This is a genomic window from Arthrobacter sp. 05L421 (assembly GCF_056397785.1).
The window spans coordinates 15884-40131 of sequence record NZ_JBFTOC010000011.1 but is presented as its reverse complement, the minus strand read 5'-3'; the positions used below and the strand labels follow the sequence as shown (position 1 = coordinate 40131).

Sequence of the window (24248 nt, the reverse complement as noted above, 5' to 3'; positions counted from 1 at the left end):
CCCCTGCCGGCTGGCCCCGGCACCACCCCAACCGAACGAGGACATTGTGTACGAAGGTGCAGTTCAAGAGCTGATCGACGAGCTCGGACGCCTTCCCGGGGTGGGGCCCAAGTCTGCCCAGCGGCTGGCCTTCCACATCCTCGAGGCGGATCCGCAGGACATGAAAAGGCTCGTCGACGCCATCACCTCGGTGAAGGAGCGGGTCAAGTTCTGCACGGTGTGCGGGAACGTGACGGAGCAGGAACTGTGCAACATCTGCCGCGACCCGCGCCGGGATCCCACGGTGATCTGCGTCGTCGAGGAATCCAAGGACGTCCTGGCGGTGGAGCGCACGCGGTCGTTCCGCGGCAGGTACCACGTGCTGGGCGGCGCGATTAATCCCATTGCCGGCATCGGTCCGGAACAGCTCCGGATCCGGGAGCTGTTGACCCGGCTCAACGACGGCGCCATCCAGGAAATCATCATCGCCACCGATCCCAACCTGGAGGGCGAGGCCACCGCGACGTATCTTGCCCGGATGCTCAAGTCGATCGGCATCGCTGTCACCCGGCTCGCTTCGGGCCTGCCCGTGGGCGGGGATCTGGAATACGCCGACGAAGTCACGCTCGGCAGGGCCTTCGAGGGCCGCCGCAACGCGCTGAGCTGACTCGTGGCAGCGACCGGCAGTGACACTCCGGCACCGATCCTCACCGAGCGTTTGCGGTTGCGTCCGTTGACAGCGGACGACGCCCGCGCTCTCCTCCGATTCCGCGCCCATCCTGCGGCGACGCGCTACCTATCGCACGGTCCGCTCACCCGGGCGCAGAACCGCGCCCGGCTCGAGCAGGCGCTGACCGCCGCGGCAGCTTCCACTGCCGAGTGGTTTCACTTCGGTTGGGCGATCGAGCTCCGGGCCACCGGTGAAGTAGTTGGGGACGGCCGGACATGGAACACGGAGGAGCCACCGGCGCCCGGCCGGATTCCGGCAGAGGCAGCCAGTCTGGGCTACGTGCTGCACCCGGACCACCACGGGCTCGGCCTCGGCCGGGAGGCCGCCGGCGCCTTGGTCGAATGGCTTTTCAGCGCCCGCGGCAGCGAGACCATTTTCGCGGGGATCTACGAGCCCAATCTTCCCTCGCGCAGGCTGCTGGAAGGCCTGGGCTTCCGGAAGGACCATTTCTTCCCCCTCGCCGAGGACACGGCGGGAAAGCAGCTGCCGTCCTGGCGCTACCGGCTGGACCGCGGCTAGCGTTCTCCGACCGGCTGCCGGCACGGGCGGCAGTGCCGCAGTCCGGCGTCGTGGTTCCACCACCCCGCACCCCACCACACCCCACCCCACCCGTGGACATGCCCCGCGCCAGCGCCCAAAAATGGACATGTCCCACGCCCACGCCCACGCCCACGCCCACGAATGAACCTGCCACCTGCGCCCGCTTGAGAGCCCACCGGACATGCCCCGCGCCCGCAACCAGGAATGGACATACTGCCCTCATGCTCACTCCTGCCCACCAAGAATGAGTATGTCCCGCGGAACGGGAGAGCATGTCCATTCCTAGCCGGCAGAGTCGAGCATGCCCCGCGAAGGCCTTGGCTGCGGGTACTCCCGCACGCACTCACCTGCTCCACCAGAGGACATGTCCCGTGCCTGCATCCAGGAATGGACATACTGCCGTAGTGCCCACTCCTGCCCGCCAAGATTGAGCATGTCCCGCTAAAACGGGAGAGCATGTCCACTCCTGACCGGCAGCGTCGAGCATGCCCCCACGAAGGCCTTGGCTGCCCGCACCGCGCCGCGCCCTCTCACCTCATGTCCACTCCTAGGAGCCGCCAAGGGGCATGTCCAGTGCAGACAGGCCCGGCGTGTCTGCCATTCGGTCACAATTCAACGGCGCGGGCGGCACGGCGATAAACTGGGGTGAGAAGTTACGCCGTCGCGCCGTTTGGTTGCCTGGCTCAGAACCCCGATGCTCCAGTGAGGGTGCGCGAATGAGTTTGCCCACTACCGAAATCCAGCCCGGATCGCAGACGCTGCCCGTCTCGGCCGCCGCCACGAAGCACCTTGTCGTGAAGAAATTTGGCGGTTCCTCGGTGGCGGACGCGGCGGGCATCAAGCGCGTCGCCCGGAGGGTCGTGGACGCCCATAACGCCGGCGACGAGGTCGTAGTGGTGGTCTCCGCCATGGGCGACACCACCGATGAGCTCCTTGACCTCGCCGGCCAGGTGACGGATTCCGCACCGGCCCGCGAAATGGACATGCTCCTTTCCGCCGGAGAACGCATCTCCATGGCGCTGCTGGCCATGGCCATCAACAAGTTCGGCGCCTCGGCCCAGTCCTTCACCGGATCCCAGGCCGGCATGATCACCGACGGCATCCACGGCAAGGCCCGGATCATCGACGTCGATCCGCACCGCATCCGCACCGCCCTGGACAAGGGGCACATCGCGATTGTGGCCGGATTCCAGGGCATGAGCCACACAACGAACGAGATCACGACGCTCGGCCGCGGCGGTTCGGACACGACGGCGGTGGCCCTTGCCGCGGCGCTCGACGCCGATGTGTGCGAGATCTTCACGGACGTCGACGGCGTCTACACGGCCGACCCGCGCGTCGTCGCGTCCGCCAAGAAGATCGACCGCATCTCCAGCGAGGAAATGCTGGAACTGGCCGCATCCGGCGCTAAGATCCTGCACCTGCGTTGCGTCGAATATGCCCGCCGCTTCGGCGTACCGTTGCACGTCCGATCCTCATTCAGCCAGAACGAAGGCACCTGGGTCCTGCCAGGCGCCGACGACAAGATCACGACTCAAGAGGGAGTTGCCTTGGAGCAGCCAATCATCTCCGGCGTTGCACACGATCGTTCCGAAGCCAAGGTCACGGTGGTCGGCGTACCGGATATCCCCGGCAAGGCGGCGGCGATCTTCCAGGTCATCGCGGACGCCCACTCGAACATCGACATGATCGTCCAGAACGTCTCCACCCATGGCACGGGCCGGACCGACATCTCCTTCACGCTCCCGATCGTCGAGGGCGCTGAAGCCCTGGCCGCACTACACGCCGCGCAGGAACGGATCGGCTTCGAGAGCATCGAATACAACGAGAAAATCGGCAAGCTCTCGCTGATCGGTGCCGGCATGCGCTCGCACCCGGGAGTGTCCGCGCGCTTCTTCGCGGCCCTTTCCGAGGCCGGAATCAACATCAACATGATCTCCACCTCGGAGATCCGCATCTCCGTGGTCACCCACGCGGACCTGCTGGACGACGCTGTCCGCGCCATCCACAGGGCGTTTGACCTCGACAGCGAGGACGAAGCCACGGTCTACGGCGGCACGGGCCGCTAGCCGCACCCGGGCAGAAACCCGGACGCATAGAGATGGGAAGGGAGCGGCGCCTGCCGCTCCCTTCCCATCTCCGCCTGCCTGTGTCCGCGTTCCCCGTTTTCGGCCGCATCCGCATGTTGGCGCCGCGTTCCACGCCACCGCGTGGAACGCCGCCGCCCGGATGCCCCGCACCCAGGTTCCTCCGGCACGAGTGGGATGGGCGCAACAGTCCTCGTCAGATCTCTTCTTTCCCGAGATCCGTTTTACGGACGGCGTAGTGGTGTCCCATGTCATCCGTCTCGACTTCGAAGCCTGCCAGGTCGTCTTCCGAGGCGTGCTCGAAGTCGTCATGCTGGTGAACTACCGGCGCCGCGATATCGCCCCGATTTGCGGGTCCGAACAGGAGCTTCAGCTTGTCGGTCTTTTCCATGAATGCTCTGACCGCACGTGTCACTAGTTCCACCCCCTTTCCTCGTCCCAGGTGGTTCAGTGTCCTGCACAGCGGTGTGTCAGTGCCCTCATTTTACGCCCGACGGCGGGAAATGGCCCGGGTGGGATGCCGCTAAAAGGGACCTAACGCAGGGATTTGTCGTCGGGGTTGCGGGGCACCACGTAGGTGCTGCCGTCGGGGCGGTGCACGGTCTCCCACTGCTGGGTCTCGGCTTGGCGCATTGCCAGCAGCCGCCTGTTCTGCTCGGTCATCTCGTGGCCGAGTGAACTGCGGTTGGCCGGCCCGAACACTGCACGGAACTTCCCGGTGGCCCGCATGAATCTCTCGACGGCGTTTTCCTTGGCCATGGCTATCCTTTCCTGGGAACAAGTCAATGCTCCCAGTGTACGCTAATCATTAGTGCACTAATCATTTGAAGGAGTCGGTGTGACCGAAGGAACCCCAGCAATCCAGGCAAAGGATGCCGCTCCCGCCCAGCAGAGCTCCCAAAAAACGCAGGACGCCCGGGCAGCCCAGGACGACCTCCTCCTGGAACAACAGCTCTGCTTCGCCCTGACGGTGGCCTCCCGAAGCGTGGTGGGCGCCTACAAGCCCGTCCTGGACAAGCTCGGCCTGACGCACCCGCAGTACCTCGTCATGCTGTGCCTTTGGGAAGCGAGCCCACGGTCTGTCCGCGACATCAGTGACGCGCTGGCCCAGGAGCCGGCAACCATCTCGCCGCTGCTGCGCCGCCTCGAGACTGCCGGTTTCATCACCCGCCAGCGGATGGAGGGCAACGAACGCACCCTAGATGTCCGGCTGACGCCGCGCGGAGCCGCCCTTCGAGAGCAAGCCACCGAGGTCCCGGGCATCATGATGGCCCGGCTGAAGTTGACGCGTGAGCAGGTCGGCCAGCTGCACGCGTCCATGATGGAACTGATCGTTGCCACACGGCCAGGCCCGGACGACGCGCCCCGGCGGTAGACTGGGCAAAAAAGAGGAGGACTGCTGATGCGCACGCAATCGGGCCGCCCGGCACTTGCCCTGGCGGCCGTCCTGATGGCCACCGCCGCACTGGCCGCTTGCACGCCAAACGGCGGGCCCACCCCTTCCCCCTCCCCCAGCACGACGACGGGCACTCCCACCAGCCCGGCGCCCACAGCCCCGTCCGGCTCCCCTTCGCCGGACACAGAGACGACATCCCCGGCACCGTCACCCTCCGCTGTTCCGCTGCCGTCCGGCCCGGGACAAGGCAACGCCGAACTCGCCATCATGATCAAGCCGACGGTAACCGGCACCGCGACCAACTTCACGCTCGTCTGCCAAAACGGGGTTCCCGCGGCCGAGAGCCAGCACCCCAACGCCGCCGCAGCGTGCATCGCCATCAAGAACAACCCGGCCATCCTCAGCCCGGCTCCGGCCGGCAAGGGCCAGATCTGCACCCAGCAGGCGACCGTGCAGCAGGCCACCGGGCAGCCGGCAATCTACGGCGGCCCACAGGTGGCAACCGTCACCGGCGTCGTGGACGGACACCAGGTCCAGGCGACCTACAGCCAAAAGGACGGCTGTGAAATCGCCGCCTGGAACGCCGCCAAGGACGTTCTGGGTTCATCTGGCGGGGCGAGTTAGGCCCTTGCACCTCCAGCAGGAAGAGTGGCTGCCACGCCAGGCCGCCCACCAGCAACGCGTCCGCCGCTATGCGGATCCCTACCTCGAGCGGCGCTCCGCCGGCCGGAAACACCCGGTGGAGGACTTCCTCTTCACCTACTACACGCAAAAACCCGGCCAGCTGCTGCGCTGGCACCCGGGTGCCGGCGTCGTGCTCTCCGGCCCCGAGGCAGCGGCCCGGACCGGGTGGAAGTATTACCGCGCGGCCGACGCCGCCGAACTCGCCGCCGCCGGGCTGCCGGCGCAGTCGCATGCGGTGACTGTCGACGTCGGCGCCTTCCTCAGGGACCGACGGGAGGCGCTGCAGTTCGCCGGGATCATCCTCGCCGGGACTGCCGCGCGGCCGGCCCAGTTCGGCTGCTTCGGGCTGCACGAGTGGGCCATGGTCTACCGGCAGGACAAATTCGACCTCCGGCACGAGTACCTGCAGTTGCGGCTGGGGTCCGGACGAACCGACGAGGTGGTGGAGGAGAACCGGATCCGGTGTTCGCACTTCGACGCCTTCCGCTTCTATACACCGGACGCCGTCCCGCTGAACAGCATGGTTCCCAGCAGGGAGAACCAGCGGGCCATGGAGCAGCCGGGCTGCCTGCACGCCAACATGGACCTCTACAAGTGGGCCTACAAGCTTTCCCCGCTGCTGCCCAGCGAGCTGGTCATGGACTGTTTCGAACTGTCGTGGCGGATCCGGGCCATGGACATGCGGGCGTCGCCCTATGACCTCGCCGACTGGGGGTACCCGGCCATCCGGATCGAGACTCCGGACGGCAAAGCCGAGTACGTCGACTATCAACGGGCGTTCGCAGCCGAGTCGCAGCAGCTCCGCGAGCGGCTCCTGCACGAGCTGACGCCGCTGCTCAACGCCGCGGCCGCGACAGCCCCCACTACCGGAGGCCCGCACCCGGAGCCGGACACCAGCCTGAAGGGACCGTCATGACAGACCCAGCCAGCCCCCAAAACGCCCGGCACGACCCTAACGACGTCGATCTGACCATCCGCCTCACCGAGGCCCCCGGCGCCCCGGAATACACCTTCAGACTGGAAGCCGGCGACGGTTCCCCCTCCGCCGCATCCACCCTGCCCGATCCGGCCGCCGCGCTCGAAGCCGTCCGGCGCCACGGCGAGGCCATCTTCTTTCCCAAGCCGGGGCCTCCCAGGCTGTGCACGCAGCAGTACGGCGGCCCGCAGACCGCCGTCGTGACCGGCTGGTACCTCGGACGCGAGGTCGATAGCCGCTTCAGCCGGACCGACGGCTGCGAGATCGCCCGCTGGCGCGCCATGGCGCCGCTGCTCGGCGGTGTAGCCGGATCCACGGGCGCCATCTGACGCTTCCGGGCAAGGGCCGCACGTTCGCGGCAGACTTAAGGGCCCCGGCGGATTAAACGGCAACGGCCGGCGGTGTGAGCCGCCGGCCGTTGCCGTTTCTTGGTGATTCTGCCTAACTGGCGTCCACTAGATGGCGTTGTTCGGGGTAAAGGTCTGATCGCTATTCTGGATCTTGCCCTGCTCCTGCTTCACCTTCTTGCCCTTGTCCTTCTTGTCCTTGTGACCGGTGTCGCCGTCGGCGTTGTCACCCGGACCGTCGTTGGAGTCCTGGTCCTCCGAGGTCGGCGGTACCACTACGGCGCCGGCCGGACTCACCAGGACCGAGACGAACGTGGGATCGCTGGCACCGGCGAAGGTGACCCGGCCGATGTACGACCCCGTCTCCAGACCTGCCCAGTTCAGCATGACCGTGCCGGCCTTGCCGTTGGTGAGCCGCAGCGGGTTCGGGTTCAGCGAGGACTTGCCCACAACCTTGCCCAGCACGGCAGCGTCGACCGAGGCCTTGGTGGGCTGGTTGTTCGGGCTGGCGTACAGGTTGGCGTAGATCGTGTATTTGCCCGGAGTCGGGTTGGGGATGGACACCGATTCGCTCGCCGAGGACGTCGCGACCGTCAGCGGGCCTTCCGGGGTCATGACGTACATGTCGAAGTCAGCGTTAGGATCCGCGGAAATGACCGAGAACTTGGCCAGCGGAGCCCCGGCCTCGACCTGGACGCTCTTGACGACGTTCGAGGCATCCTGCCCCCCAGTGAACGGGCCCGGGACAAGTTCGACGGCCGTGGAGTCGGCCTTCGAGAGACCGTCCAGGGTCATGTTGATGGGCGAGTTGGTGCCGGAGACCACCTTGATGGCGCCGGAACCGCTGCCGCCCTGGGAGGTGAAAGCGACATCGGACAAGGCCACAGCCGACTGCGGACGGACCGTGATCGGCGACGCCACGTTCTTGTCGGCGCCCTGCCACGTCAGCGAACCGGTCGCGAACTTGCCCAGAGGTGCGCCCTGGTTCTCAAAAGAGACCTTGAACGACCGCTTTTCACCGGCGGCGCTGAAATTCAGAACAGCCGGGGTCACGCTGACCTTGATGCCGGGAACGTTGAACTTGGCCTTGTAGACCCCCGGGGTCAGGGCGGTCAGTGTGCGGGTGACCTCGATTTTCCCGGTCAGGTTGCCCAGGGCGAAGGACGGAAGGTTCATGTCCCGCGGCTTGATGATGCCGATCCCCGGGATCCTCACGTCGAAACCCGTGCCCCGGGCGAACGCCAGGTAGTCTTCCGTGGTCGCGTCGTAGACCAGGCCCGGGTCCAGCACGCGGGCCGGGTCCACCTGGCCCGCACCGGTGGCAAAGACATCGGTGTTCTTGGAACCGTCAGCGTTCTTGACATCGCTCGTGGTGGTCATCATCGCGGACTTGACCGTCGCCGGAGACCACATGGGCTTCTTGGCCAGGATCAGCGCGCCAAAGCCGGCCACGTGCGGGGACGCCATGGAGGTGCCGGAGAGGAAACCGAAGCTGTCTCCGCCGGTGCCGATCGGCGAAACGCCGGCCAGCACGGCCACGCCGGGGGCCGCAACGTCGGGCTTGAGCAGGTCGGAGCCGGCGGCCAGCAGCGGGCCGCGGGAGGAGAACCCGGCGATCTGCGGCTGCGCCTCGAGAGGCAGGCCGGTGGTGTCCTTATTGACCAGGGAAACCGTGATGGCCGGGTTGGCGGCGACCTTGGCCTTGATGGCCTCGGTGGCGGGCGGGTTCACGTGGACGGTGGGGACCGAGTGCTTGTCCGTGTCCAGCGAGGAGTTGGTCAGGTTGACGAGGATCATGCCGACGCCGCCGCCGCGCTTGACCTCGGCGCTCTTTGCGACTCGGTCAACGACGCCGCGGTCGCAGACCACAACCTTGCCGGCGATCTTGGCCGGATCCAGCGAGCCGTCGCCGCACAGGGCCGGGCTGGTGCTCCCGGCGGCTGCCGCGTTGGCTGCCAGCACAACGCCGGCATTGGTTACCTGGCTGTTCATGATGCTGGCGCCGCGGTATTTGCTGCCGTCGGAGAACTCGACCGTTCCCTGCAGTTCCTGCGAGAAGCTGGTGGCGGCGACCGTGGTCAGCCAGGGTGCGCCGTGGTTGACGGTGCCGGCGGTCGGGCCGGAGTTGCCGGCGGAGACGGCGACGAAGATCCCGGCCGAGGCGGCGGAAAGGAACGCCATGGAGACCGGGTCCGTGGTGGTGTCCGTGGAGCCGGAGATGGAGTAGTTCAGGACGTCCACCCCGTCCATGATGGCCTGGTTGATGGCCTCGATGGCCGCCGATGAGTAGCAGCCGCCGGTGTTGGGATCCTTGTCTTCCCAGCAGATCTTGTAGACGGACAGCTTCGCGGCCGGCGCGATGCCGCTGGTCTTTCCAAAGCTCCGGCCGTCAACCATGGCTTCGACGTCGGCGTTTCCGGCAGCCGTGCTGGCCGTGTGGGTTCCGTGGCTGGCAGCGTCCACGGGAGACAGCCGTTCGCCCGGGGCCCAGTCTCCCGGCGGGACACTGTCCGCGAAGGCGTCGCCGAAGTAGCGGGCGCTCAGGACCTTGGAGTTGCAGGCGGTGCCGTCGAAGTCGGTACCGGTCTGGCACTCACCCGTGAAGAGTTCGCCGTCGGCCTTAAGCATCTGGATCTTGCCGTCCGCGTTGCGGTAAGGCACGCCAACAACGGGATCTCCGGTGAGCGGCTTGACCGCCTGGCCGGCGAAGTAGGCGCTGGACGGGGTGTACCCGGTGTCGATAACACCGACCACCACACCCTTGCCGGCAGCGTCTTTGCCCCCGAACTTGGTGTTCCACGTGCCGTTGGGCCCGCTGAGCTTGAGGAAGTCGGTGCTGGAGTAGTCGGGTGCGTTCTGCGTGTCCGGCGCGACCAGCAGAACCGAGGGGTTCTTGGCCAGCTTCACGGCCTGGTCCGCCGTCAGCTTGGCGCTGAAGCCGTTGAGGGCTGCCGTGAACTGGCGCTGCATCTTGACGCCCTGCTGACCGGCTACCTGGGCCTGCTTCTGTTCCAGGTGCGCCTTGTACTGCTTGACTTCGGCCCTGTTGGCATCCAGCTTCTTGCCGGCCGCAGGCTTGGTGGCCGCCAAGCCTGCCGTCCCGCCGTCGTACGTTGCGGACGGCTTTTCCGCCAGGACCACAATGTAGCGGCCGTCCTTGTAGTTGTTCGGATCAACATTCTTCTGTGCGACGCCGGCTACGGCCGGACCTTGCGCCGGGGCCGCGTTGGCGGGGGCGATCGCGATGCTGGACAGAAGAACCGGCAGGCCCAGGGTCAGTGCCGCGGCCCTCCGGAGTCCCCCGCTTCGAAGGAAGCTCTTTCCTGGTGATGTCACGAGTGTTCGAACCTTTCGTAAAGGAACGGCCCGGTTCAATGCCGGGCCCAGCGGACTGGCGGGAACTCACTGGGCGGTCGCCCGGCTCGCCCCGACGGATACCAGCCGATTCATACAGTACAGACTGAGAGCGAGATATGACATAGACCACAAGAACGTTTTTAGAATTGTCATGCGACACGACATGATGCGACGGCTACGCCGCTGAACTGCGTCAATTGGGGCCGCCGGCGCGCGCCCCTTCGATGCCCCAGGCGGCGCCCCCGCGCGGAAGGACCGGCCCCCGAACCGCCCCCGGGGCCGCCGCTGGCCAGCTGGCGGCTACCGCCGGCCTACTTTCGCGGGGTCCGGACGACGTCGCTGATCCATGCACGGGTCTTCTCATCCAGGGGACCGGCCACCTTGCTCGTCCTCGCCTCACGGTCGGCCTTGATCTTCTGCAGCACCATCCGGCCCAGCCCGGCGAACACTGCGACAGCCACAACAGACAACACCACGGATTTCGGTTTCTCAGCCATGCGCACATCCTACTGACCCGCGGCAGCCCGGACCATAGGCCGCAGCCGCCCCGGCAACGCCATTTGTCCAGTTCAAGGACCTGCCCGTGCGGCCGGGTTCACACTCCCAGGCCGAATACGGCCGGACGCACCGGGGCCGGTAGAATGGGCATGCAAGCTCGCGGAGCGCCCTTTCACGTTGTGTTCACCAAGCAGTCCTCAACACACAGCGGATCGGCGTGAGACGGCACCACTCCGCTGCGCCCTTACCCAACGCTCACGCACAGGAGTTACCGGATGCCCCGGATCGTTGTCGACGTCATGCCCAAGCCCGAGATTCTGGACCCGCAGGGGAAGGCCATCGTCGGTGCTCTGCCCCGGCTGGGCTTCACCGCTTTCAGCTCTGTCCGCCAGGGCAAGCGCTTTGAACTCACGGTCGACGGCGAGGTGACCGAGGAGATCCTGGCCCAGGCCCGCGACGCCGCGGAGACCCTGCTGTCCAACCCGGTGATCGAGGACGTCGTCAACGTCGAGGTCGTTGAGGCCTGAGATGACTGAACTCCCCCTGATCGGCGAGGCTGTTGCCGTCGCCGCGCACCCCCGGCTCGCCGGTGCGAAGATCGGCGTCGTCACCTTCCCCGGCACCCTGGACGACCGCGACGCCGCCCGTGCGGTCCGGCTGGCCGGCGCCACCCCGGTGGAGCTCTGGCACGCCGGCACCACCTTGGGCGACGTTGACGCCGTCGTGATTCCCGGCGGTTTCTCCTACGGCGATTACCTCCGTGCCGGGGCCATCGCCCGCTTCGCGCCGCTGATGTCCAAGATCATCGACGCCGCCAATTCCGATGCCAGGCTGCCCGTGCTGGGCATCTGCAACGGTTTCCAGATCCTGACCGAGTCGCACCTGCTGCCCGGTTCCATGATCAAGAACGACCACCTGAAGTTCATGTGCCGCGACCAGGTCCTGCGCGTGGAGAACAACACGACGGACTGGACCGGGGACTACGACGCCGGCCAGGAAATCACTGTGCCGCTGAAGAACCAGGACGGCCAGTACATCGCCGACGAGAAGACGCTGGATGCGCTCGAGGCGGAAGGCCGCGTCGTGTTCCGTTATGTCGGCTTCAACCCGAACGGCTCCCGCCGCGACATCGCCGGCATCTCCAACGCCGCAGGCAACGTGGTGGGCCTCATGCCGCACCCCGAGCACGCTGTGGAAGCCGGTTTCGGCCCCGAACTCGGCTCCGGCACCGAGGGTCTCGGGTTCTTCACCTCTGTCCTGAACAAAATCGTGGGAGACAACAAATGACGGAGACACCCGCAGTGGCGGCGCCCGCGGAGACCGCGCGGAAGTTCAACATCGACACGGTCGAGCACGCGGCTAAGACGCCGGACACCGAGCTCCCCTGGGCCGAACTTGGCCTGAAGCAGAACGAGTTCGACGAGGTAGTGAAGGTCCTGGGCCGCCGCCCCACCGGTGCGGAACTCGCCATGTACTCGGTGATGTGGAGCGAACACTGCTCCTACAAGTCCTCGAAGAACCACCTTCGCCAGTTCGGCGACAAGGTGACCGAGGAAATGAAGAAGGACATGCTCGTTGGCATCGGCGAAAACGCCGGTGTCACCAACCTGGGTGACGGCTGGGCCGTGACGTTCAAGATCGAGTCCCACAACTCGCCGTCGTTCGTGGAGCCCTACCAGGGCGCCGCCACCGGCATCGGCGGGATTGTCCGCGACATCATCTCCATGGGCGCCCGCCCGGTAGCGGTGATGGATCCGCTGCGCTTCGGTGCCATTGACCACCCGGACACCGCCCGCGTCATGCACGGCGCCGTGGCCGGGATCGGCGGCTACGGCAACTCGCTGGGCCTGCCCAACATCGGCGGCGAAATGGTCTTCGACTCTGTGTACCAGGGCAACCCGCTGGTCAACGCACTCGCCGTCGGCGTGATGCGCCACGAGGACATCCGTCTCGCCAACGCCTCCGGCAAGGGCAACAAGGTGGTGCTGTTCGGTGCCCGCACCGGCGGCGACGGCATCGGCGGCGCCTCCGTGCTGGCTTCGGAGTCCTTCGATGACACCAAGCCGTCCAAGCGCCCCGCGGTCCAGGTGGGCGACCCGTTCGCCGAGAAGGTCCTGATCGAGTGCTGCCTCGAGCTGTTCAAGGGTTCCCTGGTTGAGGGCATCCAGGACCTGGGCGCCGCAGGCATTTCCTGCGCCACGTCCGAGCTCGCCTCCAACGGCGACGGCGGCATGGAGGTTGAGCTGACCTCTGTCCTGCTGCGCGACCCCACTCTGACCCCGGGCGAAATCCTGATGTCCGAGTCGCAGGAACGCATGATGGCGGTGGTCACCCCCGAGAACATCGCCGCGTTTGAAGCGGTCATGGACAAGTGGGCCGTGGAGTACTCCTGGCTGGGCGAGGTGACCGACACCGGCCGACTGATCATCACGTGGGAAGGCGACGTGATTGTCGACGTCGACCCGCGCACCGTGGCGCACGACGGTCCGGTCTACGACCGGCCGCACGCCCGCCCCGGATGGCAGGACGCCGTCCAGGCCGACTCCTTCACCGGGTCCGTGCAGGACACCGGCCGCCCCTCCGCCCCCGCGGACCTGGCCGCCGCCATCACCGAACTCGTCGCCTCGCCGAACATGTGCGACAAGTCCTGGATCACCAAGCAGTACGACCGCTACGTCGGCGGCAACACGGCCATGGCGTTCCCGGACGACGCCGGCGTGGTCCGGGTGGACGAGGAAACTGGCCTGGGCGTGGCCCTGGCCACCGACGCCAACGGCCGCTACACCTACCTCGACCCGTACCACGGCGCGCAGCTGGCGCTGGCCGAGGCCTACCGCAACGTCGCCACCTCCGGCGCCGTGCCGATGGCCGTCAGCGACTGCCTGAACTTCGGCTCCCCCGAGGATCCCGACGTCATGTGGCAGCTGGCCGAAGCTATTCGCGGCCTGTCCGACGCCTGCATGGTGCTGGGCATCCCGGTCACCGGCGGCAACGTCTCGCTGTACAACCAGACCGGGACCACGCCCATCCACCCCTCCCCCGTGGTGGCGGTGCTGGGCAAGTTCGACGACGTCGCCCGCCGCACGCCGTCTGGCTGGAAGGAAGACGGCCAGGCCATCTACCTGCTGGGCACGACGGCGGCAGAGCTGGACGGTTCGGAATGGTCCAACATGCGCGGACACCTCGGCGGCCTGCCGCCCAAGGTTGACCTGGAAGCCGAGCGCGAACTGGGGCAGATCCTGATCAACGCCTCCCGCGACGGCATGGTGGATTCCGCCCACGACCTCTCCGAAGGCGGCCTCGCCGCGGCCCTCGTGGAGTCGTCCCTGCGCTACGGCGTCGGCGCCCGGATCGCGCTGCAGGACGTCCTGGACCGCGACGGCGTGGACCTGTTCACGGCGCTGTTCTCCGAAACCCAGGGCCGCGCCGTCGTCGCGGTGCCCCGTTCGGAGGAGATCCGCTTCACGGACATGTGCACCGCCCGCGGCTTCGCGCACGTCCGGATCGGTGTGGTGGATGCCGAGGGCGGCACGCTGGAGATCAACGGGGTCGAGACCATGAGCCTCGACGCACTCCGCGAAGCCCACGAGGCGACCCTGCCGAAGTACTTCGGCTAACCAGTCCCATCGATTGCTCCGCAACTGCCAGTTTGAACCCTCAAAACGGCAGTTGCGGAGCAATCGCTCGTTAACGGCGGGGCCGCCAGCCCGCCTGCAGGAGTGCGGCGCGGACCTTGGCCACGGCGGCCTTGGCATCACGGTTCATGTGCCGCTTGGAGATCCGGACCTCGGTCCAGCCGAGGGCCGTGTACTTCTCCGAACGGGCGATGTCCCGAACGATCTGAACCTCGTCGCCGTGGTGTTCGCCCTCGTACTCGATGCCGATTCTGTGCTCCCGATAGGACAAGTCGGGTTCGTAGTGCCGCGTTCCGGCGTCGTCGATGATCGGCACGTTCAGCTCCGGTTCCGGGAGACCGGCCCGGACTATGGCTAGCCGCAGCAAGCACTCCTGCGGCGAATCCGAGCCCACCCGGATGAGTGTGATGGCCTCCTTCGCCTTGCGCAGTCCGCGCTTTCCCTTGTGCCGGTCGATCATCCGCTGCAGGTCCTGGAGACTGCAGAGCGGCATGTCTCGGCCCTCGAACTCAAGTCTGGGCACCCGGACGCAACTGTCGCCGGCCACAACGAGTTCGTCTACGGTCAGCATTTCGGCCAGGTCCAGCCAGGTTCGCTCCGGGGTGGTGATAGGAATTCCGTCCAGCAGGGTGATTTCGTCGTCGTAGAGCTTCATCCGGTGAACGATGACATGTGGCCGGTTGAGATGGGCCGCGCCCTCGGGCCTGATCACGTGGTACATCGGCGGTGCCTCCTTTTGTTGCCGCGCCGGAAGCGAAACAAGCTCCGCCGCGGTGAGGTGCGACGCGGCGCATCGCTCATTGACCTCAATGAAAGGCCGCACGCGCACGCTCAAGGGAAGCCCCGGCGTCGCGCTTTGCACGCGGATTCCCCGGCCCAGCGCCGCGAGGGAGCGGTGCCGGAGCCGTTTCGGCGACACTCCGGCCTCTGCCGCTTCGGCGACGGTGAAGGGGCGTCCCCGGAGTTCGCCGGGCAGCGGGCGCGCGGTTTTCATTGCTTCATCAGACCAGTTCGGCGCCGACGTCGCAGAAGTTATCCACAACGCCCATCGATTGCTCCATAAGTGCCGTTATGAGGCCTCAAAAAGGCACCTATGGAGCAATCGTTCGTTAACTGCGCGACGGGGGTTAGGGGAGCAATCGACTGGGGTCAGTCGTCGCTGCGGAGCTCCCGCTGCCGGGCGCTGAGGAGGTCGAGTTCGGGCCGGGCCGCCACGAAGCGTTCGACGGCGGTGAGCACGTCCACGAGGTGCGCCCGGTCGGCTGCCACCAGGCCGGCGCCCAACTGCGTGCGCCGGTACTGTTCGTGGTCCCCGACCTCGGCCGCGGAGACATCAAAGCGCCGCTTCAGCTCCGCCAGCAGCGGCCGCACCACCGAGCGCTTCTCCTTGAGGCTGTGAACGTCGCCCAGAAGGATGTCGAATTCGATCCATCCGATCCACATGCCCTAAGCCTATCGACGGGGTTAGATGGTGAGTTCGCCCATCCGGTCCCAGCCTTCGCCGTCGAGCTGGCGGCTGATGATCCGGGGAGTTTCGGCCAGCGCCTGCGGCATGTCCGTCATGGCCTGCTTGAAGTGGGCGCTGTTCACATGGTCTCCGGCGGCGTCGTCCTTGAAGGCCTCAACGAGGACGAACTCGTTGGGGTCCTCCACGCTGCGGGACCAGTCGAACCACAGGTTCCCGGGCTCCTGGCGGGTGGCCTGGGTGAAACCGTCCACGAGTCCCAGCCAGCGCTCGGACCAGTCCGGCTTGACCTTGAATTTAACGACGATGAAGATCACGGCTGCGCCTTTCGGTGTGGGTACATCGGGCTTTCATTCTTGCAACCAGACAACGCGGGGTCACATCCGGCCCGTTCCGGGGGCATTTACGGGCCGTAAATGACCCCGCGTTCCAGTTGGAGGTAGGCGGTCAGCAGGCCTTGATGGCCTCGTGGGCCAGTTCCTGCTGGTGCGGGGTGCCGATCCGGTCGGCCCACTGCTCGGCGAGCTGGAACTCCACCATGGCCTCGGTGCAGCGGCCGGCGTCGTGCAGCGTCCAACCGAGGTTGTTGTGCAGCGAGACTATCCACCGTTTGGTCCGGTCATCGTGGACCGTGGAGGCATACTCCAGCGCGCTCCGGGTCCAGGTCTCGGCGTGGGCGGAGTCGGCAATGGCGAGCATGTGCAGCGCGTCCACGGCCAGGAATTCCTCGCCCAAGTGGTCCGCGAGTTCGGCGGCCTGCTCAAAGAGCGGCACGGCCATCCCGGGGTGGCCGCTGGAATTGAGCACCCGGCCGCGTTCCAGCAGCACCCGGACCGCGACGGTGGGCTCATCGGCATCGACCGAATCCAGCAGGGCATCGGCTTCCTCATAGCGGCCCTGCAGCCCGATGGCCCGGCCCAGCTGGGTGGTGAGTTCGGCGCGTTCGTCGTCGTCGTAGCTTTCATCGGCGGCGGCCGCCCGGAAAAGGGCTTCGGATCCGGCGGGGTCGTCAAAATTCCACAATTGGTCAAGGGTTTTCTGTTCCAGCATCCACCTGCTCCTGCTCAGTTTTCACCTGCGGCCAGTTCGTGTGCACTCCCAATGTATCGGGAAGTGACATGCCTTTGTGCGCGTCCCGCGAGGGCACTGCCGGCCGCGTAAAACCAGTTGGACGGCCTGCTGAAGGCCGTAATCTTGAGGAACACCCGCCCCGCGGCGTCAATCTCCACTTCGAAGGACTCCTCGCCCCGCACGGGATGACCCGGGAGTGTGCCGTACCCGAACCCTGCCCGTTGCGGCCCGTCGCCGGGCACCGGCCTGCGCACCCACACCACCTCGCAGGGCGCGTTGATCCGGAAGGGCCCGACGCCGAATCCGCTCACCACGCGCGCGCCGGGCACTACGGCGTCGGAGTCGGTACGGACGCGCAGCCCGGAGCGTTTCTGCAGCTGCCAGGTCAGGATCCCCTGCGCCACCCGCCGGTACAGGGCAGGGCCGTCGCCGAGGTGAGCCTGGGACACCACGCAGGAAAAGCCTTCCGGAGCCTGCCCGTGCTCGGTGGAGCCAACGCCCGGATAGTTCAGGCCGCCGGGCGCGAGGCGGCCAGCGTCAGGGTCGCCGCTCATGTGTCCTCGCCCCTCGCGAGTCCGGCCCAGCCCAGCTGCTCCCGCTGCTTTCGACTGAAGGACGCGACCACCAGGTCATAGGAATCCTCCACCATGTCCCGGATCATGTCGTCCGGCAGCGATCCGTCCAGCCGGACCCCGTTCCAGTGCGTCTTGTTCATGTGCCACGCACCGGTGATTTCCGGATGGATGGCCCGGAGCTGTTCGGCCAGGGCCGGCTCGCATTTGAGGCTCACGGACCAGTCCGCCGGGTCCATGGCGGACGCCGCGAACATCTTGGCGTCCTGCCGCGACCCTCCTGCCACGGCGGCCCGCACCTTGAACACGGATGTTTCCGGGCCGAACGGAAAGTCCTCGAAGGCGCCGGGGAAGCTCAGGCAGATCTCGCGGAGGGTGGCAACGTCCATGGCACGAGCCTATCCGGCTGCGGCCTACCCGGCAGCGTGGGCATCGCCGATGCTGTGCAGCCCCTCCGGGGTGGTGCCGTTGATTTCGTAGTCGCCCACGGTGCGGGCCTTGAACACGGCCGGGTTGTGGGTGGCCGCGGTCCGGGCGTTGCGTCGGTCAGCGCCGCCCGGCCGATGACCGCCAGGACGGCGAGCTGGACCAGCTGAAAGAAGGCCGGCTGGTGCGTGGTGGATTCCGAGCGCCGGATGATGGTGGCGTCCGGCACGACGGACTCGGCGAAAATGGTGTCGGTGGTGTAGTACTTCCTGCCGTACAGCAGCCAGTCCCCGCCTGCGGCGTCACGGAGCCAGATCTCTCAGCCGCTCGGGATGATATGAGCCCATCTCGCACGGCAAGGTGGCGGATACGGAAAAAGCCGGTCACATTTTGTAACCGACTCTTTCAAACCGGTTGATCGTGTTTGCTGGGCCGCTAGAGGCCCACGCGCCAGCCTTCGCGGGCGGGGCACTCGTTGACGACGACGTCCAGCCCGGCGGCCTTGGCGCGCTCCACCGCGGCGTCATCGAAGACGCCCAGCTGCAGCCAGACGGCCTTGGCGCCTACGGCGATGGCCTCGTCGATGACGGCCCCCACCTTCTGGGAGTTGACGAAGCAGTCCACGACGTCGATCGGGTGTTTCGCTGCGGGAATCTCCGCCAGGGAGCGGTACCCCTTCTCGCCGTGGACGTCGTCGCCGGGCAGGTTGACCGGAATGATTTCCATGCCCATCCGGTCCCGGACGTACAGGGAGACCTCGTACGCCGAGCGCCACTGGTTGGTGGTCAAGCCGACCACTGCCCATGTGCCTTTGGTTCGCATGAGGCGGTCAATGACTGCCGGATCGTTAACGTGGGCCATGCATCAACCTTACTCCTGCGCCCTTTCTGGACAATCGTCGAATAAATGAATGATTCGAACCGTCCGTGCGGCGCCGTGAACGAATATTACAGTGCGGAAGCCTCGGATTTTGTGGAATCCTGCATTTCGGTTCTAGTAGGTAGTGACCATCCCGAGCGGCCGAGAGACCTGGATCGATGAAGCCGCAGCAACCCCCGGTGACGTGAGACGACCATTCCCACGGAACTGTTCCGCCCTCCTTCGGTGCAATTCGAGGGAACGGGAGGAACCAAGGGTGCTACTGCCAGGACCGATGGAGTGCTGCAATGACCCCAGAGAATTCTTCCACCCTGCCCACTTTTGCCCGGACTGCGTCCGAGGCATCCCCACAAACCACTTCGGACGCGACGGCGATCGAAGCAGGGCTGCGTGACGCGCCCGGCTCCTCTCGCGGCTCGTCGGGATGGTCCCTGACCGAGCCCACGGACGGCGCAGTGCACGGCGCCCCCACCGACGGACCGGCGCGTCACCGCAGCACCACCCCCCGGCACAGCGGCACAGCCACCGCAGGGACCCTCCAGGCAGAGACGGTTGCGTTCTGGGAAGCCCAGGCCCTCCGCCTTGACTGGGCGGGCCTGCCCGCCGGCTCCCCGGACGGCGGCAAGCCTTGGCACACCGCGCACCGCCGCGTCCCGGCCGACGTCGGGGCCGGGACCGGTCCTCAGATCACCTGGTTCGAAGGCGGCAGGCTCAATGTCGCCTACAACTGCGTCGACCGCCATGTAGCGGCGGGGCGCGGGGACAAGGTGGCCCTGCACTTCGAGGGCGAGCCCGGTGACCGCCGTGCAGTGACCTACGCCGAACTCCAGCGCGAGGTGTCCAAGGCCGCCAATGCCCTCCTGGACCTGGGCATCACCAAGGGCGACCGTGTGGTCATCTACCTCCCGGTCATCCCCGAAACCGTGATCATCACCCTCGCCGTGGCCCGCATCGGCGCCATCCATTCCCTGGTCTTCGGCGGTTTCTCCGCCGAAGCCTTGAGGTTCCGGGTGGAGGACACCGGCGCCAAACTCCTGGTCACCACCGACGGCCAGTTCCGCCGCGGCACCGCCGTGCCGGTCAAGGACAACGCCGATGCCGCCGTCTCCGGCGACAACGCGATCAAGCACGTCCTGGTGGTCAACCGGACCACTCCGGCGGAGGAGCTCGGGACCGTCCCAATGACAGCGGGCCGAGACGTGTGGTGGCACGACGCCGTCGGGACCGCCTCCGACGTCCACGAAGCGGAGGCGTTCGACGCCGAGACGCCGCTGTTCATCATGTACACTTCCGGCACCACCGGCAAGCCGAAGGGCCTGGTCCACACCTCCGGCGGCTACCTCACGCAGGCGTCCTGGAGCTTCGAGCACCTGTTCAGCAACCCCGACGCCGCGCTGCGGGACCAGGACGTGCACTGGTGCACGGCGGACCTCGCCTGGGTCACCGCGCACACCTACGAGCTCTACGGCCCGCTCTCCAACGGCGCCACGCAGGTCATCTTCGAGGGCACCCCCAACACCCCGCACCCGGGCCGGCACTTTGAGATCATCGAACGCTACGGGGTCACGCAGTACTACACCGCGCCCACCCTGGTCCGCTCCCTTATGGGCTGGTTCCCGGACGGCGTCCCGGACACGTATAACCTCTCCTCCATCCGTCTGCTCGGCACGGTTGGCGAGGCCATCAACCCCGAGGCCTGGCGCTGGTTTCGGGCCAACATCGGCGCCGGCACCGCCCCGGTGGTGGACACGTGGTGGCAGTCCGAAACCGGCGCCACCATCCTTTCCCCCGCCCAGACGGACGCCGCGTTCAAGCCCGGCTGCGCGGCCCGCCCCCTGCCCGGCGTCAGCACGCGCATCGTGGACGACGCCGGCAATATGGTTCCGCCGGGCGTCCAGGGTTTCATCGTGGTGGACTCCCCTGGCCCGGCGATCGCCCGGACGGTCTGGGGGAACCCGCGCCGCTACTTTGATTCGTACTGGCGCCAATACGCCGAACAGGGCTGGTTCCTCGCCGGTGACGGCGCCAAGTACGACGACGACGGCGACATCTGGATCCTCGGGCGGGTGGATGACACCCTCAATGTCTCGGGACACCTGCTTTCCACCATCGAGATCGAGTCGGCGCTCGTCTCCCACCCGGACGTAGTGGAGGCCGGCGTCTGCCCGGTCGCGGACCCCAAGACCGGCCACGCGATCGTCGCGTTTGTGGTGCTGAAGGATTCGGCAGCCACCGGGGACATCGCGTCCGCATTGAAGGCCCACGTCGCGAGGGCGATCGGGCCGATCGCGAAGCCGCGCGACGTCGTCGTCGTTCCCGATGTGCCCAAGACCCGCAGCGGCAAGATCATGCGCCGGCTGCTGACCCAACTGTTCGACGGAACCACGCTCGGGGACACCACGTCGCTCCAGAACGAACCATCCATCGCGGACATCCAGGATGTGCTGCGCACCCGAAATACCCCGGAAGCAAAGGAACACTCATGAGTGAAATCAGCAACGTCGCCCGACTTTCCGAACCCCTCAAGTTCGCCTACTGGGTTCCCAATGTCTCCGGCGGCCTGGTGGTCTCCACCATCGAACAGCGCACCGGCTGGGACTTCGAGTACAACAAGAAGCTGGCCCGGATCGCCGAGAACTCCGGCTTCGAGTACGCACTGTCCCAGACGCGTTACGCCGCCTCATATGGCGCGGACAAGCAGCACGAGGCAACGTCCTTCAGCCTGGCGCTGCTGGCCGCAACCGAGCGGCTGAAAGTCATTGCAGCCGTGCACCCCGGTATGTGGCACCCCGGTGTGCTGGCGAAGTTCATCATCACCGCGGACCATATCTCCAACGGCCGCGCCGCCGTGAACATCGTCTCGGGCTGGCTCAAGGCGGAGTTCGAGAACTTCGGCCTCGAATGGCTCGAACACGACGAGCGCTACGTCCGCACCGAGGAATTCATCAAGGTCCTCCGCGGGCTCTGGACCGAGCAGGAATACAGCCAGTCCGGCAAGTACTACAACATCACCGACTTCACCCTGAACCCGGCCCCGGTGGACGTGCCGGGACGGCCCCACCCGGAAATCTTCTTCGGCGGCAACTCCACAGCCGCGCAGGCCACCGCCGGCCGCGTGGCCGACTGGTACTTCTCCAACGGCAAGGACCTCGAGGGGTTCAAGGAGAACATCGCCGGCGTTGTCGCTGCCGCAGGCGAGGCCGGGCGCGGGACTGCCTCGGGCCTGGCCGCCCCGAAGTTCGGCCTCAACGGCTTCGTCATCGCGCGGGATTCCGAGAAGGAAGCCCGCGAGACCCTCCGGGAGATCGTGGCGAAGGCGCACAAACCGGCGGTCGAGGGTTTCCGCGACGCAGTCCAGGAAGCCGGAGCGTCCACCAAGGACGGCAAGGGCATGTGGTCGGACTCCTCCTTCGAGGACCTCATCCAGTACAACGACGGTTTCAAGACCCAGCTGATCGGCACCCCGGAGCAAATCGCCGAACGGATCGTGGAGTACAAGAAGATCGGCGTGAACCTGATGCTGACCTGCTACCTGCACTTCCAGGAGGAAGTGGCCGCGTTCGGTCAGGACATCCTGCCGATCGTCCGCGAACTCGAGGCGGACCTGGCCCGCAAGAACGGCGTCGAGCTGGACCTGTCCCAGACCCCGGTGGCAAACGTTGAGGTGGCTGCGTAATGGCTGACCGCAAGTTCGGTTTCCGCACCCGCGCGCTGCACGCCGGCGGCACCCCCGACGCCGAGCACGGCGCCCGCGCCGTCCCCATCTACCAGACCACCTCCTTCGTGTTCAAGGACACCCAGGACGCCGCAAACCTCTTCGCGCTGCAGAAATACGGCAACATCTACTCCCGGATCGGCAACCCCACCGTGGCCGCGTTCGAGGAGCGCATCGCCTCGCTGGAGGGCGGCATCGGCGCCGTGGCGACGTCCTCGGGCATGGCGGCGGAGTTCATCACCTTCGCCGCGCTGACCCAGGCCGGGGACCACATCGTCGCCGCGTCCCAGCTCTACGGCGGCACGGTGACCCAGCTGGACGTCACGCTGCGCCGCTTCGGCGTGGACACCACGTTCGTCCCAGGCACCGACCCGGCGGACTACGCCGCGGCAGTCCGGGAAAACACCAAAGCGATCTTTGTCGAGGTGGTGGCCAACCCGTCCTCGGAGGTCCAGGACCTTGCGGCCCTCGCGCAGGTGGCGCACGACGCTGGCGTCCCGCTGGTCGTCGACGCCACCCTGAGCACGCCGTATCTCGTGCGGCCGATCGAGCACGGGGCGGACATCGTGATCCACTCCGCCACCAAGTTCCTCGGCGGCCACGGCACTACCCTGGGCGGCGTGATCGTGGAAAGCGGCCGCTTCGACTGGGGCAACGGCAAATTCCCCACGATGACCGAGCCCGTAGCGTCCTACGGAAACGTGTCCTGGTGGGGCAACTTCGGCGAGTACGGGTTCCTGACCAAGCTGCGCTGCGAACAGTTGCGAGACATCGGCCCGGCGCTGTCCCCGCAGTCGGCCTTCCAGCTGCTGCAGGGCGTGGAAACGCTCCCCCAACGCCTCGACGAGCACCTGAAGAACGCGCAGGCTGTGGCCGAGTGGCTTGAGGCGGATGAGCGCGTGGCCTACGTGAACTTCTCCGGCCTGCCCTCACACCCGCACTTCGAACGGGCCAAGAAGTACCTGCCACTGGGCCCCGGCTCGGTCTTCTCCTTTGGCGTCAAGGGCGGCCGGGCCGCGGGCCAAAAGTTCATCGAGGCCCTGCAACTGGCCTCGCACCTGGCCAATGTGGGCGACTCCCGGACCCTGGTCATCCACCCCGGCTCCACCACCCACCAGCAGCTCAGCCCCGAACAGCTCGAGTCCGCCGGGGTCCCCGAAGACCTGGTCCGGATCTCGATCGGGCTCGAAGACATCGAGGACATCCTCTGGGACCTGGACCAGGCGCTCGACGCCGCGTCCCAGCAGACCGCCGAGCCGCACGCGGACGCGCTGCCTGCCGGAGCGGATGAAGCAGCAGCCTGCACGATCGGAGCGAACGCATGAGCGCAGAAGAAGCCAGGACCTGGACCGGGCCGTCGGCGCCGGAGCGGCTGAACCTGCTGCGGCAGGCGAAGTCGATCGCGATTGTGGGCGCCTCGGACAAGCCGTCGCGCGCGAGCTATTTCGTGGCCACCTACCTGCAGTCCTCCACCCGGTACAAGATCTACTTCGTGAACCCGGTTGTGAAGGAAATCCTGGGGCAGCCGACGTACGCGTCGCTGGCGGATCTGCCGGAAAGCCCGGACATTGTGGACGTGTTCCGCAAGCATGGTGACCTGCCGGGCGTCCTGGACGAGGCCATCGCCGTCGGCGCCAAAACCCTCTGGCTGCAATTGGGTTCGTGGCATGAGGACGTGGCCAAGGAGGCCGAAGCCGCCGGGCTCGACGTCGTGATGGACCGCTGCGTGAAGATTGAGCATGCCCGGTTCCACGGCGGCCTGCACCTGGCCGGCTTCGACACCGGCGTCATCTCCTCCAAACGGCAGGTCCTGGCCTAACACCCCACCAGTTGCGCTATCAATTAGGGCTGTTCTGAGCGCTCAGAACAGCCCTAAGTGATAGCGCAACAG

At 66.7% G+C, this 24248-nt stretch carries 25 protein-coding genes; 14 read left to right on the top strand and 11 right to left on the bottom strand.

Translation table 11 applies throughout. From position 1 onward, the window contains the following. Positions 1-46: 46 nt before the first annotated feature. The 3 genes from recR to AC1DKQ_RS13740 all read left to right on the top strand — a co-directional run bounded on the left by recR (position 47) and on the right by AC1DKQ_RS13740 (position 3318). Complete coding sequence (recR, locus tag AC1DKQ_RS13750) at positions 47-646, top strand: recombination mediator RecR (RefSeq protein WP_476884380.1); 600 nt, start codon at positions 47-49, stop codon at positions 644-646. 57 nt (positions 647-703) lie between these two features. After that, complete coding sequence (locus AC1DKQ_RS13745; protein WP_476919277.1) at positions 704-1228, top strand: GNAT family N-acetyltransferase; 525 nt, start codon at positions 704-706, stop codon at positions 1226-1228. A 737-nt stretch (positions 1229-1965) separates the two neighbouring features. Next, the gene (locus AC1DKQ_RS13740; RefSeq protein ID WP_476884382.1) at positions 1966-3318 is read left to right on the top strand and encodes an aspartate kinase; all 1353 of its coding nucleotides are present in this window, start codon (positions 1966-1968) and stop codon (positions 3316-3318) included. 214 nt (positions 3319-3532) lie between these two features. Here AC1DKQ_RS13740 and AC1DKQ_RS13735 read toward each other — a convergent pair whose 3' ends face one another. Both AC1DKQ_RS13735 and AC1DKQ_RS13730 read right to left on the bottom strand, forming a co-directional pair. Next, positions 3533-3727 (bottom strand): hypothetical protein, encoded by a 195-nt coding sequence (locus tag AC1DKQ_RS13735; RefSeq protein WP_476919276.1) that lies wholly within the window; start codon positions 3725-3727, stop codon positions 3533-3535. A gap of 143 nt (positions 3728-3870) precedes the next feature. Beyond that, positions 3871-4095, bottom strand: a complete 225-nt coding sequence (locus tag AC1DKQ_RS13730) for a hypothetical protein (RefSeq protein WP_476884384.1) — start codon at positions 4093-4095, stop codon at positions 3871-3873. Positions 4096-4276: 181 nt separating this feature from the next. Between AC1DKQ_RS13730 and AC1DKQ_RS13725 the strand changes: the two genes are divergently transcribed. From AC1DKQ_RS13725 to AC1DKQ_RS13710, 4 genes are read left to right on the top strand one after another with little or no spacing between them, the layout of a single operon-like run. Next, the gene (locus AC1DKQ_RS13725; protein ID WP_476919357.1) at positions 4277-4711 is read left to right on the top strand and encodes a MarR family winged helix-turn-helix transcriptional regulator; all 435 of its coding nucleotides are present in this window, start codon (positions 4277-4279) and stop codon (positions 4709-4711) included. Positions 4712-4738: 27 nt separating this feature from the next. Then, entirely contained in the window at positions 4739-5356 is a 618-nt protein-coding gene (locus AC1DKQ_RS13720) for a serine protease inhibitor (RefSeq protein WP_476919275.1), read from the top strand. A gap of 4 nt (positions 5357-5360) precedes the next feature. Further along, on the top strand, positions 5361-6332 hold the full coding sequence (locus tag AC1DKQ_RS13715) for a 3-methyladenine DNA glycosylase (RefSeq protein ID WP_476919274.1): 972 nt from the start codon (positions 5361-5363) through the stop codon (positions 6330-6332). Continuing rightward, the gene (locus tag AC1DKQ_RS13710; RefSeq protein WP_476884387.1) at positions 6329-6721 is read left to right on the top strand and encodes a serine protease inhibitor; all 393 of its coding nucleotides are present in this window, start codon (positions 6329-6331) and stop codon (positions 6719-6721) included. Before AC1DKQ_RS13715 ends, AC1DKQ_RS13710 begins: the two co-directional genes overlap by 4 nt. A gap of 126 nt (positions 6722-6847) precedes the next feature. On the opposite strand, the gene AC1DKQ_RS13705 is transcribed toward AC1DKQ_RS13710, so the two are convergent. Then, the gene (locus AC1DKQ_RS13705) at positions 6848-10075 is read right to left on the bottom strand and encodes a S8 family peptidase (protein ID WP_476919273.1); all 3228 of its coding nucleotides are present in this window, start codon (positions 10073-10075) and stop codon (positions 6848-6850) included. A 332-nt stretch (positions 10076-10407) separates the two neighbouring features. Beyond that, positions 10408-10593, bottom strand: a complete 186-nt coding sequence (locus tag AC1DKQ_RS13700) for a hypothetical protein (RefSeq protein ID WP_476919272.1) — start codon at positions 10591-10593, stop codon at positions 10408-10410. A gap of 276 nt (positions 10594-10869) precedes the next feature. Here AC1DKQ_RS13700 and purS point away from each other — a divergent pair, with 276 nt between their 5' ends. Genes purS through purL form a run of 3 tightly spaced genes read left to right on the top strand, consistent with a single transcriptional unit; the run spans position 10870 to position 14211 of the window. Then, complete coding sequence (purS, locus tag AC1DKQ_RS13695) at positions 10870-11121, top strand: phosphoribosylformylglycinamidine synthase subunit PurS (protein WP_018776110.1); 252 nt, start codon at positions 10870-10872, stop codon at positions 11119-11121. Position 11122: 1 nt separating this feature from the next. Next, positions 11123-11881, top strand: coding sequence for a phosphoribosylformylglycinamidine synthase subunit PurQ (gene purQ, locus AC1DKQ_RS13690; protein WP_476884390.1), 759 nt, complete (start codon positions 11123-11125; stop codon positions 11879-11881). Further along, positions 11878-14211 carry a phosphoribosylformylglycinamidine synthase subunit PurL gene (gene purL / locus AC1DKQ_RS13685; protein ID WP_476919271.1) on the top strand — a complete coding sequence of 778 codons (2334 nt, stop codon included), beginning with the start codon at positions 11878-11880 and terminating at the stop codon, positions 14209-14211. The genes purQ and purL overlap by 4 nt, the downstream gene beginning before the upstream one ends. 70 nt (positions 14212-14281) lie before the next feature. Here purL and AC1DKQ_RS13680 read toward each other — a convergent pair whose 3' ends face one another. The 7 genes from AC1DKQ_RS13680 to AC1DKQ_RS13650 all read right to left on the bottom strand — a co-directional run bounded on the left by AC1DKQ_RS13680 (position 14282) and on the right by AC1DKQ_RS13650 (position 18624). Then, complete coding sequence (locus AC1DKQ_RS13680; protein WP_476919270.1) at positions 14282-15223, bottom strand: hypothetical protein; 942 nt, start codon at positions 15221-15223, stop codon at positions 14282-14284. Between the two features lie 155 nt (positions 15224-15378). Further along, positions 15379-15672, bottom strand: a complete 294-nt coding sequence (locus AC1DKQ_RS13675) for a DUF503 domain-containing protein (protein WP_476884393.1) — start codon at positions 15670-15672, stop codon at positions 15379-15381. A gap of 21 nt (positions 15673-15693) precedes the next feature. Further along, positions 15694-16011 carry a putative quinol monooxygenase gene (locus AC1DKQ_RS13670; protein ID WP_476884394.1) on the bottom strand — a complete coding sequence of 106 codons (318 nt, stop codon included), beginning with the start codon at positions 16009-16011 and terminating at the stop codon, positions 15694-15696. Between the two features lie 130 nt (positions 16012-16141). Then, complete coding sequence (locus AC1DKQ_RS13665; protein ID WP_476919269.1) at positions 16142-16744, bottom strand: hypothetical protein; 603 nt, start codon at positions 16742-16744, stop codon at positions 16142-16144. Between the two features lie 14 nt (positions 16745-16758). Continuing rightward, positions 16759-17319: a DUF1990 family protein gene (locus tag AC1DKQ_RS13660; protein ID WP_476884396.1), complete on the bottom strand. Its 561-nt coding sequence runs from the start codon at positions 17317-17319 to the stop codon at positions 16759-16761. Next, positions 17316-17726 carry an MmcQ/YjbR family DNA-binding protein gene (locus AC1DKQ_RS13655; protein WP_476884397.1) on the bottom strand — a complete coding sequence of 137 codons (411 nt, stop codon included), beginning with the start codon at positions 17724-17726 and terminating at the stop codon, positions 17316-17318. The genes AC1DKQ_RS13660 and AC1DKQ_RS13655 overlap by 4 nt, the downstream gene beginning before the upstream one ends. A 472-nt stretch (positions 17727-18198) precedes the next feature. Then, the gene (locus tag AC1DKQ_RS13650) at positions 18199-18624 is read right to left on the bottom strand and encodes a CoA-binding protein (protein WP_277528025.1); all 426 of its coding nucleotides are present in this window, start codon (positions 18622-18624) and stop codon (positions 18199-18201) included. 305 nt (positions 18625-18929) lie between these two features. Here AC1DKQ_RS13650 and acs point away from each other — a divergent pair, with 305 nt between their 5' ends. Genes acs through AC1DKQ_RS13630 form a run of 4 tightly spaced genes read left to right on the top strand, consistent with a single transcriptional unit; the run spans position 18930 to position 24176 of the window. Continuing rightward, the gene (gene acs / locus AC1DKQ_RS13645; RefSeq protein ID WP_476919268.1) at positions 18930-21128 is read left to right on the top strand and encodes an acetate--CoA ligase; all 2199 of its coding nucleotides are present in this window, start codon (positions 18930-18932) and stop codon (positions 21126-21128) included. Continuing rightward, positions 21125-22318: a dimethylsulfone monooxygenase SfnG gene (gene sfnG, locus AC1DKQ_RS13640; RefSeq protein WP_476884399.1), complete on the top strand. Its 1194-nt coding sequence runs from the start codon at positions 21125-21127 to the stop codon at positions 22316-22318. Before acs ends, sfnG begins: the two co-directional genes overlap by 4 nt. Continuing rightward, positions 22318-23682, top strand: a complete 1365-nt coding sequence (locus AC1DKQ_RS13635) for an O-acetylhomoserine aminocarboxypropyltransferase/cysteine synthase family protein (protein ID WP_476919267.1) — start codon at positions 22318-22320, stop codon at positions 23680-23682. The genes sfnG and AC1DKQ_RS13635 overlap by 1 nt, the downstream gene beginning before the upstream one ends. After that, positions 23679-24176, top strand: a complete 498-nt coding sequence (locus tag AC1DKQ_RS13630; RefSeq protein WP_476919266.1) for a CoA-binding protein — start codon at positions 23679-23681, stop codon at positions 24174-24176. Before AC1DKQ_RS13635 ends, AC1DKQ_RS13630 begins: the two co-directional genes overlap by 4 nt. The last annotated feature ends 72 nt before the right edge of the window (positions 24177-24248 follow it).

What these genes read in the sequence shown, in the direction of transcription:
- AC1DKQ_RS13740 (WP_476884382.1), top strand. Translation starts at nt 1,966, where the DNA reads ATGAGTTTGCCCACTACCGAAATCCAGCCCGGATCGCAGACGCTGCCC.
- AC1DKQ_RS13735 (WP_476919276.1), bottom strand. Translation starts at nt 3,727, where the DNA reads ATGGAAAAGACCGACAAGCTGAAGCTCCTGTTCGGACCCGCAAATCGG.
- AC1DKQ_RS13730 (WP_476884384.1), bottom strand. Translation starts at nt 4,095, where the DNA reads ATGGCCAAGGAAAACGCCGTCGAGAGATTCATGCGGGCCACCGGGAAG.
- AC1DKQ_RS13720 (WP_476919275.1), top strand. Translation starts at nt 4,739, where the DNA reads ATGCGCACGCAATCGGGCCGCCCGGCACTTGCCCTGGCGGCCGTCCTG.
- AC1DKQ_RS13710 (WP_476884387.1), top strand. Translation starts at nt 6,329, where the DNA reads ATGACAGACCCAGCCAGCCCCCAAAACGCCCGGCACGACCCTAACGAC.
- AC1DKQ_RS13700 (WP_476919272.1), bottom strand. Translation starts at nt 10,593, where the DNA reads ATGGCTGAGAAACCGAAATCCGTGGTGTTGTCTGTTGTGGCTGTCGCA.
- purS (WP_018776110.1), top strand. Translation starts at nt 10,870, where the DNA reads ATGCCCCGGATCGTTGTCGACGTCATGCCCAAGCCCGAGATTCTGGAC.
- purQ (WP_476884390.1), top strand. Translation starts at nt 11,123, where the DNA reads ATGACTGAACTCCCCCTGATCGGCGAGGCTGTTGCCGTCGCCGCGCAC.
- purL (WP_476919271.1), top strand. Translation starts at nt 11,878, where the DNA reads ATGACGGAGACACCCGCAGTGGCGGCGCCCGCGGAGACCGCGCGGAAG.
- AC1DKQ_RS13680 (WP_476919270.1), bottom strand. Translation starts at nt 15,223, where the DNA reads ATGAAAACCGCGCGCCCGCTGCCCGGCGAACTCCGGGGACGCCCCTTC.
- AC1DKQ_RS13675 (WP_476884393.1), bottom strand. Translation starts at nt 15,672, where the DNA reads ATGTGGATCGGATGGATCGAATTCGACATCCTTCTGGGCGACGTTCAC.
- AC1DKQ_RS13665 (WP_476919269.1), bottom strand. Translation starts at nt 16,744, where the DNA reads ATGCTGGAACAGAAAACCCTTGACCAATTGTGGAATTTTGACGACCCC.
- AC1DKQ_RS13660 (WP_476884396.1), bottom strand. Translation starts at nt 17,319, where the DNA reads ATGAGCGGCGACCCTGACGCTGGCCGCCTCGCGCCCGGCGGCCTGAAC.
- AC1DKQ_RS13655 (WP_476884397.1), bottom strand. Translation starts at nt 17,726, where the DNA reads ATGGACGTTGCCACCCTCCGCGAGATCTGCCTGAGCTTCCCCGGCGCC.
- AC1DKQ_RS13650 (WP_277528025.1), bottom strand. Translation starts at nt 18,624, where the DNA reads ATGGCCCACGTTAACGATCCGGCAGTCATTGACCGCCTCATGCGAACC.
- acs (WP_476919268.1), top strand. Translation starts at nt 18,930, where the DNA reads ATGACCCCAGAGAATTCTTCCACCCTGCCCACTTTTGCCCGGACTGCG.
- sfnG (WP_476884399.1), top strand. Translation starts at nt 21,125, where the DNA reads ATGAGTGAAATCAGCAACGTCGCCCGACTTTCCGAACCCCTCAAGTTC.
- AC1DKQ_RS13635 (WP_476919267.1), top strand. Translation starts at nt 22,318, where the DNA reads ATGGCTGACCGCAAGTTCGGTTTCCGCACCCGCGCGCTGCACGCCGGC.
- AC1DKQ_RS13630 (WP_476919266.1), top strand. Translation starts at nt 23,679, where the DNA reads ATGAGCGCAGAAGAAGCCAGGACCTGGACCGGGCCGTCGGCGCCGGAG.